The sequence below is a fragment of the Sporosarcina sp. resist genome, from assembly GCF_014302295.1.
Classification (GTDB): domain Bacteria; phylum Bacillota; class Bacilli; order Bacillales_A; family Planococcaceae; genus Sporosarcina; species Sporosarcina psychrophila.
Window position 1 is genome coordinate 2,112,091 of record NZ_CP060287.1, and the last position, 14,829, is coordinate 2,126,919.

The window sequence follows — 14,829 nt, forward strand, 5'->3', positions numbered from 1 at the left end:
TGTTCCAACGCATATAGTTGGAACACGGAGGGATGCCATTTGAAAAAAACACTGCAAATATGGGGCACACTTATCTTATTTCTCTTCCTGTTTCCAATGATTATCACAACATTTCCGAAGGGACAGTCGGCGAAATCTTCTAATCTCGTGAAAGAGTCTACTTACATGGTATACGCCGCAAATATTTTGGAAGAGGAAACAGAAACAGAAAAAGAGCCAGAACCAGAACCAGAGTCGGAGCTAATGCCAATACAAGCATCAGAGGCAGAAGGGAAAGCGTTACTCTATTTCACCCATTACCACGAAGCCTTTAAACCTGTGACACAGGCGAAAGAAGGAAAAATCACTGTATCCCACCAAACTGAAAACATTACAAAATTTGGTGAGAAATTAAAAACGCAACTACAATTCAACGGAATTGAAACGGATATGATAGCTGTAGAGGTGCCCCATACCGGTGCCTATAATGCAATCCGACCACATGTCAAGAAGAAAATACAGGAAAAAAAGTATGATTTGATAATCGATCTTCACAGGGATTCGGCTGGTCCGGATATAACAACAATTGCGTTCAATGATGAACAATATGCGAAAGTGGCATTTGTTATAGGCATGGAACATTCGAACTTTGAGCGTAATCGAGCAAATGCTGTGCTACTGAAGAATGAAATGGAACTGCTTGTACCGGGGATAACACGAAACCTAGTCATGAAGCACGGGCCAGGTGTTGATGGAAAGTATAATCAGGACCTTGATCCGTCTCTTCTTGTCGTGGAACTAGGAGGAATCGGCAACACTGAAGATCAACTAAATCGAACAATTGCTGTCTTAGCGAAGGCGGCTACAACTGTCATTGAAAATTCTAATCGTGCCGAATATTGAAGTATGCGCGGTTCACTGCTATAATTCATATAGCTAAAATAGGAGTGAACTGACTATGAATCATGAACAGAGAGCAGCACGTCAAAAGAATATCCGGAACTTTTCCATCATCGCTCATATCGATCACGGGAAATCAACATTGGCGGATCGTATTCTAGAACAAACCCAAACGTTAACAGCAAGAGAAATGAAGACACAAACGTTGGATTCGATGGATCTTGAAAGAGAACGCGGAATCACAATCAAATTGAATGCGGTGCAGTTGACGTATGCAGCTAAAGACGGGCAGGAATACACATTCCACCTGATCGATACGCCAGGACACGTCGACTTTACATACGAAGTGTCTCGAAGCCTTGCAGCTTGTGAAGGTGCAATCCTTGTTGTCGATGCGGCGCAAGGAATTGAAGCACAAACACTGGCAAACGTTTACTTGGCAATTGATAATGAGCTTGAAATTTTACCGGTTATCAATAAAATTGATTTACCCGCAGCAGATCCGGAACGTGTGAGAAAAGAAATTGAAGATGTTATTGGGCTGGACGCTTCAGAAGCAGTCCTTGCATCGGCAAAAGCAGGTATCGGAATCGTAGATATTTTGGAACAGATTGTAGAAAAGGTTCCAGCTCCACTGGGGGATCCGGATGCTCCGCTCCAAGCGCTTATTTTTGACTCGCATTATGACCCATACAAAGGGGTTATTGTTAATATTCGAATTATGCAAGGTACGGTTAAGCCAGGCGATAAGATTCACATGATGGCGACTGGTAAAGATTTCGAGGTACTTGAAACAGGTGTCTTCACACCAAAAATATCACCCCGAGATGAATTGACTGTCGGAGACGTTGGCTATTTATCCGCTTCGATTAAGAATGTTGGAGATACACGAGTTGGGGACACGATTACAAGCGTGAAAAACCCTGCAAGCGAACCGCTAGCTGGTTATCGCCGGATGAATCCGATGGTGTTCTGTGGACTATATCCAATTGATACATCAAAATATAATGAACTGCGTGATGCACTTGAGAAATTAGAATTGAATGACTCAGCACTTGAATTCGAAGCAGAAACATCACAAGCACTTGGTTTCGGTTACCGTTGTGGATTCCTTGGTCTCTTGCATATGGAGATTATTCAGGAACGGATTGAACGAGAATTCAATGTAGACTTGATCACAACAGCACCGAGTGTTATTTATAATGTCGTACTTACAGATGGTTCTGAAATGAAAGTGGACAACCCTGCAATGATGCCGGATGCACAAAAAGTCGATTATGTTGAAGAACCATATGTAAAAGCATCTATTATGGTGCCTAACGAATATGTCGGTTCTGTTATGGAACTGTGCCAGCATAAACGGGGGAACTTCATGACAATGGACTACCTGGATTCAACACGTGTCAATATCATTTATGAACTGCCACTTGCAGAAATCGTCTATGACTTCTTTGACCAATTGAAATCTGGTACGAAAGGGTATGCATCACTTGACTATGAACTGATTGGCTACAAACAATCGAAACTCGTCAAAATGGACATTCTCCTAAACGGCGAGCACGTCGATGCATTCAGTTTTATCGTCCACAAAGACTTCTCATATGATCGCGGAAAAGCGATTGTTGAAAAGTTACGTAAACTAATCCCAAGACAACAGTTTGAAGTGCCTGTACAGGCAGCTATCGGACAAAAGATTGTCGCACGTTCAACAATCAAGTCAATGGGTAAAAACGTTCTTGCTAAATGTTACGGCGGAGATATCTCCCGTAAACGTAAACTTCTTGATAAACAAAAAGAAGGTAAAAAACGTATGAAACAAGTAGGATCGGTTGAAGTGCCTCAAGAAGCATTTATGGCTGTCTTGAAGATGGACGAGGATTAAGGATTGTAGGTATCACGTTTAAGGTTTCGGTAAACTTGATAATATTGTGTTTTGCCCCCGTGTTGCACCCATAAGAAAAAGTCTGGGGGCAAGATTATTTTAAATCTCGCATGGCTTGTTCGAAAATATCTACTGACTCATTTTGCATCTTCTGCGTTAAATGTGAGTAGGTATCAATCGTAATGGCAGATCTACTGTGACCAAGGCGCGCTTGGATGTCCTTCACCTTTGCGCCGTTCTCCATGAGCATCGTGGCATGAATGTGGGGTAGCGAATGGAAGTTGAATTCAATTCCAAGTTTTTCTTGCATTTTTTGTGTATTATATTTAATAACAGACGGCGTGACGATGCTCCCACATTCTTTCACGCATACATGATTTGATTCAGTATAGTGAGCACCGTATTTCAGCTTATTCTTTACAAGCCAAATGCGGTGTTTTTTAATATATTCACTAAGGTTTGACCAATATGAATGTCTCTTTCTGAGGAAGCGGTCTTTGTTGAATCTAGAACCCAAACACTTTCTTTGTTAATCATTGCCTGTTCAATCCTTAGCGTACCTCTATCAGAATTTTTTTGGGGATTTCACAACTGGAAAATTAGTTTCTTCGCGATTGAAAATATGGACATCATGAGTGATATACGCTATTTAGAAGGCGGCAAAGGAATCATGGAAGGAAGTTCCTTGAAGAGAAAGACATCACTACTTAAACGATGACTGAGGACGACAATGGTAAGTAGATCCTCGTGAACAATGATACTGATGAAATACAAAAAGCAAGAAAACCACGGCCGAAATACTTAAAAGTCGTGAAATAAAAAACTCACTTTCTAAGCTGTAACTTAGAAAGTGAGCAAAAAGTGGGGGTAACCCAAAACTATATGTCACCACTATATCCTAAATGACTGGATTTTAGTAGTGGGTGCTGTTTCCATAGAAAAGTAGTACCCCGTACCAAATGGTATTAACTCCTGGACTGTTGACTTATAAAGGGAAGGTACTGCTAATTCCTTACAGGGAAGGGAAACGAAATTTGGTAATCAGCTCAAAACTCAACAGTCGTCTCCTCCGTTGTTTAAGAAACATGCGCCAACAATAATCAAAAGAATAAACAGAACAATTAGTAAGGCAAATCCTGAACCGAACCCTGAACGATTTTCAGGTCCGCAACCGTATCCGTAACCTGCATAACCCATAAAGTACACCTCCTAAAACGAATTAATTCATTCTATGCCGGTAATTATCGATTGTCTGGTTCATTTGTTTAGTAAAAAAATATTCTTTATTCGCTGTAGGCACGATGAGCGAGTGTGAGAGAGAGCGCGCATGTGTACCTACAGCTCTTAAATAGTATATTCAAATATATTAAGAATGCTTGGGATTCAACTCAGAAAGAAATAAAAATAGTAGGACCAAAATAAGTGCCACTCACTGCAGGATAACGAGATTCATGTACCAACGGAAGAGTGAATCCATATGCCATCCATTCCAAAAAGAAAACAGCGCAGACAATAATCAGCTTCATTGCGGCAAGCTCTTCTGAACTCACTAGCTGAACTTGAGTCATTGAAAAAAGAGTTATGTGAAAAGTGTAAGGGTGTCGGAAGTAATAATAAAAGCACGCTCTATATATGCGGCTGCGGGGCGGTTGATTACACGTGTGAAATCGGTCAGGAGTTATTGAATTCAATAATTGAATGTTCTGAAGCAGAAGTGGAAAAAGTGAAAAAGGTGGCGAGGAAAGAACCTGCTGAAATTACTGAAGAAGCGGTAAACGAAATGAGGGAAGCGGTATGAAGTATGCAGCGATTGCGAAGGAGATAGGTGTGATTTTGCAGCTACTCACTAATTGTCGTCAAAACTGGGATTTGCAAAAGTAAGGGAGCAACACCAGGAGTGGAATCATCATTCCAAAATCTCGTTTTTATCCGGTCTTGTATCCCATTTGTGGTTTAGCAATCTCCACAAATTACGAAAAAGGAATGTCAGGTAAAATAGCTAGAGAAGGTGCTTTAAAAGATCATGTATACGACGTAGCGCCATCTATGACTCGCAATGACACAATTGTAGGCTTTTCACGTATCCATTGATGACAAGCAAGCTGTACAAGCCATTCCTTTTACACGTAGTATTTATCATGCAAGGGATGGTAAGGGCAAAGGCAATCGAGCATCCATCAGAATTGAAATATATTACAGCGAAAGTGGTGAACAGAAGTATTTAGCTGCAGAAGAAAATACTGTTGAATACGTCGCTCAAGTCTTGAAGCTATACGGATGGGGAATTGATCGTGTGAAATGGCATTGTGATTGGAATGGTAAGAAATACCTACATAGGATCAACGGCGAGTAAGGTACTCAGACTGTTGAAGCCGTATTGCTAAGTTGTTGACCGAACTTAATAACCCGAAACCGCCGAATTTATTGAAAAATAGCAACGAAAAGTCTGAAGTAGTAGAAATAGAGGGATATTAACTTCTATAAATATTCCTAATAATAAATTCGGATCAACTTCCGATGAACATAGGAAAATAATTAATAATTATTTGGAAGAAGAACATTCGACAAAAAATAAGTTGATATCTTTTACCCAGAAAAAAGCATCTCTCGCGAGGGGCTTTTTTGTTTGTCGAATTAAAGAGGTATTCGTATGGATAAGGACGAATATAGTAACGTTGTTCTGTTCTTGTTCAACAAGTACAATTGGATTCTGGGAGGTAAATAATATTTACTTAGGAGGAAAAATGAATAAAACACTAATCCAATTCGAAAAAACCATTGATGACATTTCGAAATTAAAAGATATACAAGAATCCCAGCTACTTGAACCTATTAGTAAGAAAAAATGGTCGATTAGAGAAATTGTAGGGCATTTATATTATTGGGATAAGTATAATTTGGAAATAATGGTTCCGAAAATGAAAAATGGAGCAACCTTGCCGGAATATCCAAACCATGACCAACACAATGCGGAAGCAATATCATTTCTAAGTGGCCAATCAGTAAAATCTATTATAAGTGCTTTCGTTGTAACACGAAAAGAACTTATCGAAAGTATCTCAAAAGAAGAGGGTAATGTTAGATTTACAATTGGCAAAGGCAAACGACAGTTCACAGTAGAATGTTTTATAAAAATTTTTTTAAAACATGATATTCACCACGTACAACAAATAAATGAAAAATTAAATAATTAGACTGTTTCCTAATCTAAACCTTGTTGCACCAAAGGGTGATTTAGTCGGACAAATAAAAAGATCGTCCATTGACGGTCTTTTTATTTGTCCAGTTGTCTGTGGAAGAGTTAAATAAGAACTGCCCGGAGATTTGATTATGGATAGGTCGCTTTTTTGTATGTCGAAATAGAGAGGTATTCATATTTATAAGATTGAATAGGGAACAAAGCTCAGTTCTTCTTTAATTGACGGGGCAGTTAATTCAATAAATGTTATATTTAATAGTGATGGTTAATTATTCGAAAGGAGAATTAATTATGATACATATTATAAAAGCCAAACCTAATCATGTTGAGGGAATATCAAAAGTTTGTAGTGATGGTTATTGGGCGACATACAGCGAAACACATTCTGAAATGTACATCAAAGGAATAATTAAAGAGTTTTATAATCATGAAAGAATACTAAAAGAGGTTTTAGAAACCAGTAAGGAATGGGGAGGATATTTTGTTGCAATAGAAGGGAGTGAAGTGATTGGGGCTGGTGGAGGGGGTATGATTGAGGATACCTCTGGAGAAGTTTTTGTATTGTATCTAAATCCTGCTAGACGTAACGAAGGTATTGGCACAATGATATTAGATGCTATTACCAAACAACAAAAAGAAGAGCTTAATGCAACGGAACAATGGGTTTCCGTTGCGAAGGAAAATCAAAAAGGAATTCCTTTCTATGAGGCAAAAGGATTTATTTTTAATCATGAATTTGATGGACATGGAATTGTTGATGGAGAAAGATATACTTCATTGAGATATTGCCGAAATATTTAATGTTTTTTTAAAACAAACTTCTTTTTCTTATTTAATTAAAGGGAGAATTAGGGGATGACGACTTTCGTGAACCGGAGTTGTATAAACCTGTTGTGTATTGCGTATACAAACTCGTTCAACGATCAAATAGATGGTTTTAGGGTTTGATCTCATGTAGCCAAACCTTCTCCTCCTTCACCAAACTTGCCCGTTGGTTGAAGGAGGAAAGTGTACTTTTATATAAAAGTACAATACTTTGTATGGTTAAGTAGAGATATTAAGTAGGAGGAATCTTAGTGAAAAAAACAGCTGTTTTATTGTATCCACAGTTCAGTGAGTATGAACTAACTGTAGCCTTATCTATATTAATGCAAGGGAAAAAACAAGTTATTACGGTTGGATTAAACAAACAACCGATAAAAGGTGAGTCAGGGTTATCTTGTGTAGCTGCCGCTACTGTTGATGAAATTAATTTCGAAGAAATAGATAGCCTCTTATTACCAGGTTGTATGGATATTATGTCGCTATATGAAGAAGAAAGAATAGTTGATTTCATTAAACAAGTAGTTACTAAAGAAACGGTGATTGCAAGTATATCTAGCTCTCCATTCTTATTAGCAAAAGCGGGTGTTTTAAGAGATAAAAAATATACTGTAGGGATTATAAAAGAAAACATGGAAAAATCCGGTGTCTTTAACCTGGAGAATTATTCAGAACAGATTGTAGTACAGGATGGTAACATAATTACAGCTAGAGGAAGAGGATTTGTTAGATTTGGAGAATATTTAGGGAAAGCGTTAAACCTGGAATTTGATAAAAGATGGTATTCGGAATAATGTAATAAAATTGAAATTAATGAAAAAATATCACTATAGCACTAGTTTTAGGTGAAGTTGTTCCATTTGACACATAATTAGGATTTGGGATTTTAATGCTTTATAGGATTATACCGCCATCGTTGAAATCAGCTTTTAACTTGGATAGTGATAATTGGATTACGCAACATCAGGCCGAGTCAAGTAAGTCTAGGGCATTAGGAGCAATAAATGAGCTGTGCTCTGAAAACGGAATCACTAAAGATGAAGTTAATAATTTTAGAATCGTTTAAATAAATTTATCTAAAAAAGCAGCTCTCACGAGGTGTTTTTTATTTACTTGCAATACGAACGTATATTCTGTATCGTGGGTAAAAAGGAGATGAAGGTTGCATGCCGATTGCGAAGGACAGAGTAGAAGTTGACTAGGATCTGATTAGAGAGTACTTGAATGGAAAAATGGACGAGGCTAATCGCGAGGTTTTGGGATATCAATGAAATGTCAAAATGGTTGTGTATGGGCAGAACATTCCTAGAAGAAGAATTTCTACACGATCCACGCATGAAATTTCTACAACGTCAAAAGGAAAGCGATTTTGGTTCTACGAGCCATCGTTGAAAGTAATTAAGTTCAATACAAACAAGCAATGGACTTTATCTTCTGAAAATATATATAGAATTGGAGAGATTTTATTTTGACATATTTTGAAACAGCTGCAGAGTCACGTAAAGTATTCGATGAACAATTTGAAAAAGGCTTTTCACCGTTGCAGGCTCGTCATGAACAAGCTGGTATTTTTAAATCACGTTTAAACGAAACTGGATTTTTTGCTTTGACCCTACAACGTATCGGTCATCAATTAATTTTCCTAACAGCTTTATACGAAAAAACTACTGATAAGGGAACAAAATCCGGGGTCCTTCAAGAGATTGAAGCCATTATTAATGGTGAAACTGTCTCTGGTGTAGGATCACATGTTGGGACTAAGTCTTATACTTTCATTACTCTAGCGCCTACTATCACTGGCTATACTAAAAACACAAGCGGTGTTACGGGTTCGAAAGAAATAGTCAATGGAGTATCTACAAGCAATAAGTACTTTTCAACTCCGACGGTTTCAGATGGTATTATTGAACCGACGTTAGATAACTACTCAAAAGATCTTGGCTATATTGATGGTGGATTTGAAACAGATCCGGGATTTGGTCTTATTTTAGTGGGATATACGAACATCTTAGCTAATTTAACTTTACTATCATCCCTAGACCCTACAGTCCGAACTCATGTAGAAGAAGGGGCAAAAATTATGTTCCAAAAGCTCGCAATTTATTATGCTCAAAACCCTAAATTTACCGAGAAAAATCAAGCTACTTCTGACTTTGATTTTACACATACTACTATTGCTCGTTTAGCAGAGAACTACGGTTCTTCTGACTTACAAATCTTCGATATTGGTATTGCTACAGATCTTTCTACAACTGATGGTTTCAAAGCAGCAACTGGTGTACTAAACACGATCTACACGCACATTGCTTCATTGGCTTATTATCTAGTAGTTGGACTAGGAAAATCAAAGTCACAACTCAGGACTATTGAAACATCTGAACTGTTAAGTGGAATTTCTACAAACTCACCATTACGTACTGGTCAATTAAATCAATACTTCGAACAATTCCCTGACTACCTTAACAAAATCGGAAATCCAACAACTTTCAGCTCGATCATCGGTCTTGCTCTTGGGGTTGGTGGTGTAAGTCAAACGTTCGCTCTTATTTCTTCTCAAATATCTGAGGCTCGTCTTACTGAACTTGGTGTATCTTCTGTTTCTCAGTTGAACGCTTCAAGTACTACCGATGGGAATACTTATTACTCTCAAGATCATATGAGAGGCTACTTAGGCTCAAATGGTTACGATTCATACGTGTCTATGGCATTAGTATGGCTGTCACATGCATCTGGAACCGAAACTGTAACTGATCGATATGCTACTGCACCTCAATTAAGTGGGACTGCTTTCACAGTTGCCAAACAGCTTGGTCATGAGTACCGTCGAAAGCTAAGTAACACAACACTTAACAATCCTATCGCAATGCATCATGCATCTAAGTCTGATGATGGTTTAGCATTAACAGCTTATCTTGGTCAGTTCCAAAACTACATTAAGAATGCAAGTGCAACAGAAACTAATGGACTTTATCCAACATTCGTTGATTTTGTCGATAGAGTTAATTTAGATAATCCAGAGCCAACTGGTTTCTTATACTCATTTGCATCTAATGGTGATGCTGATTTATTCAAAGAAATCAATGATCGTGTAATTGCAACTGGTGAATTCAACAACTTACATAACACACCTGCTAATATTTCTGCAGTTCGAGGTTATATCCGGATTTCTCCTAAAACTTCTCATCGAGGTATTCATGGTTTAGCTGGATTACTAGAAAGAGGACTCACATCAAATTGCTAAGAGTGTTTATTGCGGATACCTTATTTGACACAGGCTATTGAATGGAAAGGTGGTCCGCTAAGCTGAGTGATATTAATGAGGTAGGGAAATCCTTGAAAGATACAAAACCTAGCTGGTTTGATATTGATTAATAAATGGAGCCTCTTTAAGAAAATGAAAGAATTGCAGATTAATTCCCAAGGGGTACTGAATATTGATACAACGGAACTATCGGAATTGTAATCAGTGGCGGTAAGGCCCAGGTGCAGAGAATCCTCCACATGCTAATAAGACGCATAAAGAGAAAGGTGACTCCGTGTTAATTGGGATGAGGGGGGATTTTGAAAGATGATGTATACTAATCTGCAATTTAGTACAGATTCTTGCAACTGAGGAGGAAAAGACTGTAGAAATTAATCAAAAGAGATGATTGAAAAGGTCTTCCTGATGCTTATGCATGCTAGTTAGTCAAGAAGAGTACCAGGGCAAGAGGTAAGTCAAAAGAACAGCTGGTTGGTAAGGAAGGGGCTGAATTGATAGGGACTAATCAACAGACGTACAAGCTTGGTAATTCGTAGACGATAATTAGGGGAGGATTTATGACTGAAAAGCAGATTGAGCAGTTGTAGTTCCATACATCCCATTTAGCTGATTCCGCCGCTATTAATATACTACAGTAGTTTTTTCTCTCTCTTTTATATCTGCGGGCTTAGTCGGAGTATCGGATAGGTTGACTACTACGAACATTACTACAAATGCGATACCTAAAAAATTCAACTGCTTTTTGCGCAGCACCTTGTCCTTTTTTACTATGGCAATAATAGTTTGTATGAAAAAGTAAAAAAATGCAAACACCGATAATAAAGTGATGAGTGAAAGTATACTATCCAAATAGACTACTCCTCCTATTTGATAGTAGTTTCATAGTACGATAAAGTCTGTTAATTAACTATATATGATGCGAAAGCCATCAACTTAATTAAGTAGATGTTAATTTGCTCATTTTTAAAGAATGTTGCGATGTATCTGTACTAATAAAAATTGTATAATGAAAGTAAAGATGGCGATATGTGTACCCCATAATCATTATATTTAACTATAGGTCGCCGGAGTGGGAGGAAAACAAGTGGTTATTTTAAAATCAATGAATCAACAGGAATTTCAGCAGTATATTAGTAGTGCAATTGATGACTATGCAAAAGACAAGGTCGCTTCTGGAAATTGGAAGGAAGATGAGGCGATTGATTTATCTAAGCAGTCATTTGATGATCTATTGCCAAAAGATGAGGAATCCGAATTTAATTACTTATTCTCTATCTTTAACGCCGAACAGATTGTTGGAATGATATGGATCGCACAAAAATCACCTACAAATAAGGATGAAGGTTTTATTTATGATTTCAATATTTTTGAGCAATATCAAGGATTGGGATACGGTAAGGAAGCAATGCGAGAACTTGAATGTATTGCAAAGGATTTAGGAATGAAAAAGATTGGACTTCATGTTTTTGGTCATAACAAAACTGCGCGAGGATTATACGAAAAGTTGGGCTACGAAATTACAAATATAACGATGGAAAAGTTAATTTAAAGTTGTTATATAGCGTATAAAGTGACCTCCATAGTCATTCAAAGAAAAAGAGATCCATCCACAGATTCAATAGTGGATGGGTCTCTTTTTTATGAGTCAAGACACAGTCACCTTCTTAGTGGTATTCACATAGTTCACTTTTCTCTAACGAAATAAACAAGAGTTGGAAATAAAAAAATTCGTTTGCACCGGATGGTTCGTCCAATCATTACGCGTACTCGTCCATATAATACGTAGAAGGCTGGCCAGCTTTAAAGAATAACAAAGGGGGGATAGAAAATGTGTTTTGAAAATCAAAATCGAAATCGAAATCGGCGGGTAGAGTTGATTTGTGAATGTCGTGAAGTAAGGTCTGATCGTGATAATAAACATCATTGTGACCGTAATCGTGACCGCGACGATAGGTTGAAATGTCACTGTAAAGAATCTCGTCGCAAACGTTGTAACTTTGGCTGGTAAACGTAGTAGAGATTAAAAAATGAAATAAAGAAAATCCTGATGCGAACAAGAATTTCCAAGCAAAAGGTGACCATTCCATACGGAACGGTCACCTTTTGCGTTTGTTTTTTACTAAAGAAATACACTTCATGCAATTTATAACGTTATATGCTTCGGCTTCTTCCAAAACAGTGCAATAATCGTACCGATTGCTAATACGATTGCGGCAAAATAGTATGGGTAGTTTAAGTCGATGTCAAATAACACACCACCGATGATCGGGCCAAAAATATTGCCAATACTGGTGAAGGTTGAGTTCATACCGCCAATAAAGCCTTGTTCATTGCCCGCAATTTTAGATAAATAGGATGTAATGGCTGGGCGTATTAAATCGAAACCAACAAACAGGAAGAATGTTGTCAGTAATATTGTGAAGTACGAGCTTACGAAGGTCATCAATAGGACAAGAATCGCTGATACAGCTAAGCTGTAGCGAATAAGATTAATTTCGCCAATGCTTTTTGATAAACGATCGAAAAGCAATAGTTGCGCAAGAGCACCGACAATTCCGCTACCCGTGATGACGATGGCGATATCTTTTGGCGTGAAGCCGAATTTATGGTCGACGAATAAGCTGAAAAATGATTCAAACGCTGCAAGGCCAAACGACAAAACGAAAATTAAAATGAAAGCAATAGCGTACATTGGGATGAAGAGCCGACGAAATCCTGTTTTTTGTCCTGGGATAGGCGCATCTTCAGTCACGCGTTCTGGTTCTGTTAATAGAATAAGTGAAAGAATCGCAGCAACCGCTCCGAGTACACCGGCTGAATAGAATGGTACACGTGTACCAATTTCAGCTAAAAAACCACCAATCCCGGGTCCGATAATAAAGCCAGTGCTAATAGCGGCGGACATATAGCCAATTGCCTTTGGTCTTGTGGCGTTCGTTGTAATATCTGCGATAAAGGCTGTTACAGCAGGCATAATGAATGCCGCACTGACCCCGCCGAGCATGCGCGAGATAAATAGTACCTCAACGGATTTACCAAACCCGAATAAAAACTCCGAGAAACCAAATACAAACAGGCCAAGCACGATCATAATTTTGCGACCGTATTTGTCAGCCCATCGCCCGGCAAACGGTGAGACGATAAGTTGTGTAATCGCAAATGCCGCCATCATGTAGCCAACGACCGTCCCGTTAATGTTTAACTCATTCATGATCGTAGGAAGAACGGGAATAACGAGCCCGATACCAAGAAAGGCAATAAATAAATTCAGTAATAAGATAGCTAATGTGACTTTTTGATTTTTCATAAACAAAACTCCTCTACATTTAAGTTGCTATAAACCACTTCTTTCGATTGATTTTATAACGATTACAATTGGTATCTATATATGTTGAAGTGATGGGTAGTCGTGTACGGGATTTAAGCTTTGTGTGACACATCATAATGCTGTATGATACAAGTTAGTACATCCAATTAGCAAGAAGTATTTATTGCTATCTTGGAGATGGACGAGGATTAATAAATGAAGAAGGGGGCGACGAGCCCTCTTCTTTTCCATGTATAGACTCTAAGGCGTAGGAATTCGGGGTCATAAGCCCTGATCAAGGCGTTAACTAAAGGAAGGAAGTGACGGTATGAGGGGTATGTATATCCACATTCCGTTTTGCCACCAAATTTGTCATTACTGTGATTTTAATAAAGTGTTTTTCAAAAATCAGCCTGTCGATGAATATATCGAATCAATGGGTCAGGAACTGGCGATCATGCGGCAGGAAGGTATTTCATTCAAAGAAGTGGAAACGGTATTCTTAGGAGGCGGCACACCAACTTCGCTGTCTGAAAAACAGCTTGAACGGTTGCTTGAAATAATCCATGAATATGTAGATGTCAGTTCATTGAAAGAGTTTTCGACGGAAGCAAATCCGGACGAGCTAACATTCGGCAAATTGATTGTCCTGAAAAATGGCGGCGTGGATCGATTGAGCATCGGTGTTCAGTCATTCGACGCAGACTTATTGACAAAAATCGGTAGGACGCACGGTCCAGACGACGCTGCACGTGTTGTAGGAGAAGCGAGAAAAGCCGGATTTGATAATATAAGTATCGACCTAATTTACGGGTTGCCGGGGCAAACAATCGCGCAATGGCAGGATACTCTTGATAAAGCACTTGCCCTTGATCTACCCCATTATTCAGGGTACTCGTTGATTGTCGAGCCAAAAACAGTCTTTTATAATTTGATGAATAAAGGCAAATTGCCACTCCCAGGCGAAGACATGGAAACGGAAATGTTCACGATGTTAATCGAACAGATGGAGCGTAAAGGACGCAAACGTTACGAAATTAGTAATTTTGCAATTCCAGGTCACGAATCAATCCATAATCTCATCTATTGGGAAAATGCTACGTACGCTGGTGTTGGTGCAGGCGCACATGGTTATGTAGATGGCACCCGATATTCCAATATCGGACCAATTGCGAAATATATGGAGAAAACAGCATTGGGCGAACGACCCGTCCAACAGACACATGTAGTTACTGCAATCGAAGCAATGGAGGAGGAAATGTTTCTTGGCCTACGCAAATCAAATGGTGTATCCATCTCTTTATTCCAAGAGAAGTTCGGACGGTCACTTGAAGAGGTTTACGGGGAAACGTTACACTCGCTTATTAAAGATGGACTTGTCGAGCGATTGGATGATGCGGTTAAGTTAACGCACCGTGGTGTTTATAGAGGAAACGATGTATTTCAGCAATTTCTTAAATAATCCAGAGTCAATTCGT

Annotated in this window: 13 protein-coding genes; 10 read left to right on the forward strand and 3 right to left on the reverse strand. The window is 38.6% G+C overall.

The genetic code is table 11. The features are described from left to right. Positions 1-39 precede the first annotated feature (39 nt). Both spoIIP and lepA read left to right on the forward strand, forming a co-directional pair. Positions 40-882: a stage II sporulation protein P gene (spoIIP, locus tag H7992_RS10480; RefSeq protein WP_187047496.1), complete on the forward strand. Its 843-nt coding sequence runs from the start codon at positions 40-42 to the stop codon at positions 880-882. A gap of 55 nt (positions 883-937) precedes the next feature. Continuing rightward, positions 938-2,761, forward strand: coding sequence for a translation elongation factor 4 (lepA, locus tag H7992_RS10485; RefSeq protein ID WP_067208324.1), 1,824 nt, complete (start codon positions 938-940; stop codon positions 2,759-2,761). A 94-nt stretch (positions 2,762-2,855) separates the two neighbouring features. On the opposite strand, the gene H7992_RS24695 is transcribed toward lepA, so the two are convergent. Both H7992_RS24695 and H7992_RS10495 read right to left on the reverse strand, forming a co-directional pair. Then, entirely contained in the window at positions 2,856-3,128 is a 273-nt protein-coding gene (locus tag H7992_RS24695; protein ID WP_255428640.1) for a tyrosine-type recombinase/integrase, read from the reverse strand. A gap of 686 nt (positions 3,129-3,814) precedes the next feature. Beyond that, positions 3,815-3,958 carry a YjcZ family sporulation protein gene (locus H7992_RS10495; RefSeq protein ID WP_082786542.1) on the reverse strand — a complete coding sequence of 48 codons (144 nt, stop codon included), beginning with the start codon at positions 3,956-3,958 and terminating at the stop codon, positions 3,815-3,817. Between the two features lie 934 nt (positions 3,959-4,892). Here H7992_RS10495 and H7992_RS10500 point away from each other — a divergent pair. The 7 genes from H7992_RS10500 (at position 4,893) to H7992_RS10530 (ending at position 11,593) form a co-directional block, all read left to right on the forward strand. Further along, positions 4,893-5,114 (forward strand): hypothetical protein, encoded by a 222-nt coding sequence (locus H7992_RS10500; RefSeq protein WP_255428683.1) that lies wholly within the window; start codon positions 4,893-4,895, stop codon positions 5,112-5,114. A gap of 391 nt (positions 5,115-5,505) precedes the next feature. Then, complete coding sequence (locus H7992_RS10505; protein WP_067213912.1) at positions 5,506-5,955, forward strand: DinB family protein; 450 nt, start codon at positions 5,506-5,508, stop codon at positions 5,953-5,955. 296 nt (positions 5,956-6,251) lie between these two features. Continuing rightward, complete coding sequence (locus H7992_RS10510; protein ID WP_187047498.1) at positions 6,252-6,761, forward strand: GNAT family N-acetyltransferase; 510 nt, start codon at positions 6,252-6,254, stop codon at positions 6,759-6,761. Positions 6,762-7,036: 275 nt separating this feature from the next. Beyond that, a complete protein-coding gene (locus tag H7992_RS10515; RefSeq protein WP_187047499.1) occupies positions 7,037-7,576 on the forward strand; it encodes a DJ-1/PfpI family protein in 540 nt (179 codons plus the stop codon). Positions 7,577-8,006: 430 nt separating this feature from the next. Next, entirely contained in the window at positions 8,007-8,174 is a 168-nt protein-coding gene (locus tag H7992_RS10520; protein ID WP_187048043.1) for a hypothetical protein, read from the forward strand. A 76-nt stretch (positions 8,175-8,250) separates the two neighbouring features. Further along, positions 8,251-10,023: a hypothetical protein gene (locus H7992_RS10525; RefSeq protein ID WP_187047500.1), complete on the forward strand. Its 1,773-nt coding sequence runs from the start codon at positions 8,251-8,253 to the stop codon at positions 10,021-10,023. A gap of 1,105 nt (positions 10,024-11,128) precedes the next feature. Next, entirely contained in the window at positions 11,129-11,593 is a 465-nt protein-coding gene (locus H7992_RS10530) for a GNAT family N-acetyltransferase (RefSeq protein ID WP_187047501.1), read from the forward strand. Between the two features lie 594 nt (positions 11,594-12,187). Here H7992_RS10530 and norA read toward each other — a convergent pair. Further along, on the reverse strand, positions 12,188-13,351 hold the full coding sequence (gene norA, locus H7992_RS10535; protein WP_187047502.1) for a multidrug efflux MFS transporter NorA: 1,164 nt from the start codon (positions 13,349-13,351) through the stop codon (positions 12,188-12,190). A 328-nt stretch (positions 13,352-13,679) separates the two neighbouring features. Between norA and hemW the strand changes: the two genes are divergently transcribed. After that, on the forward strand, positions 13,680-14,813 hold the full coding sequence (hemW, locus tag H7992_RS10540) for a radical SAM family heme chaperone HemW (RefSeq protein ID WP_067208341.1): 1,134 nt from the start codon (positions 13,680-13,682) through the stop codon (positions 14,811-14,813). The last annotated feature ends 16 nt before the right edge of the window (positions 14,814-14,829 follow it).

Excerpts from the sequence above, each read along its gene's own strand:
- lepA (WP_067208324.1), top strand. The coding sequence starts at position 938 with ATGAATCATGAACAGAGAGCAGCACGTCAAAAGAATATCCGGAACTTT.
- H7992_RS10495 (WP_082786542.1), bottom strand. The coding sequence starts at position 3,958 with ATGGGTTATGCAGGTTACGGATACGGTTGCGGACCTGAAAATCGTTCA.
- H7992_RS10505 (WP_067213912.1), top strand. The coding sequence starts at position 5,506 with ATGAATAAAACACTAATCCAATTCGAAAAAACCATTGATGACATTTCG.
- H7992_RS10510 (WP_187047498.1), top strand. The coding sequence starts at position 6,252 with ATGATACATATTATAAAAGCCAAACCTAATCATGTTGAGGGAATATCA.
- H7992_RS10520 (WP_187048043.1), top strand. The coding sequence starts at position 8,007 with ATGGAAAAATGGACGAGGCTAATCGCGAGGTTTTGGGATATCAATGAA.
- norA (WP_187047502.1), bottom strand. The coding sequence starts at position 13,351 with ATGAAAAATCAAAAAGTCACATTAGCTATCTTATTACTGAATTTATTT.
- hemW (WP_067208341.1), top strand. The coding sequence starts at position 13,680 with ATGAGGGGTATGTATATCCACATTCCGTTTTGCCACCAAATTTGTCAT.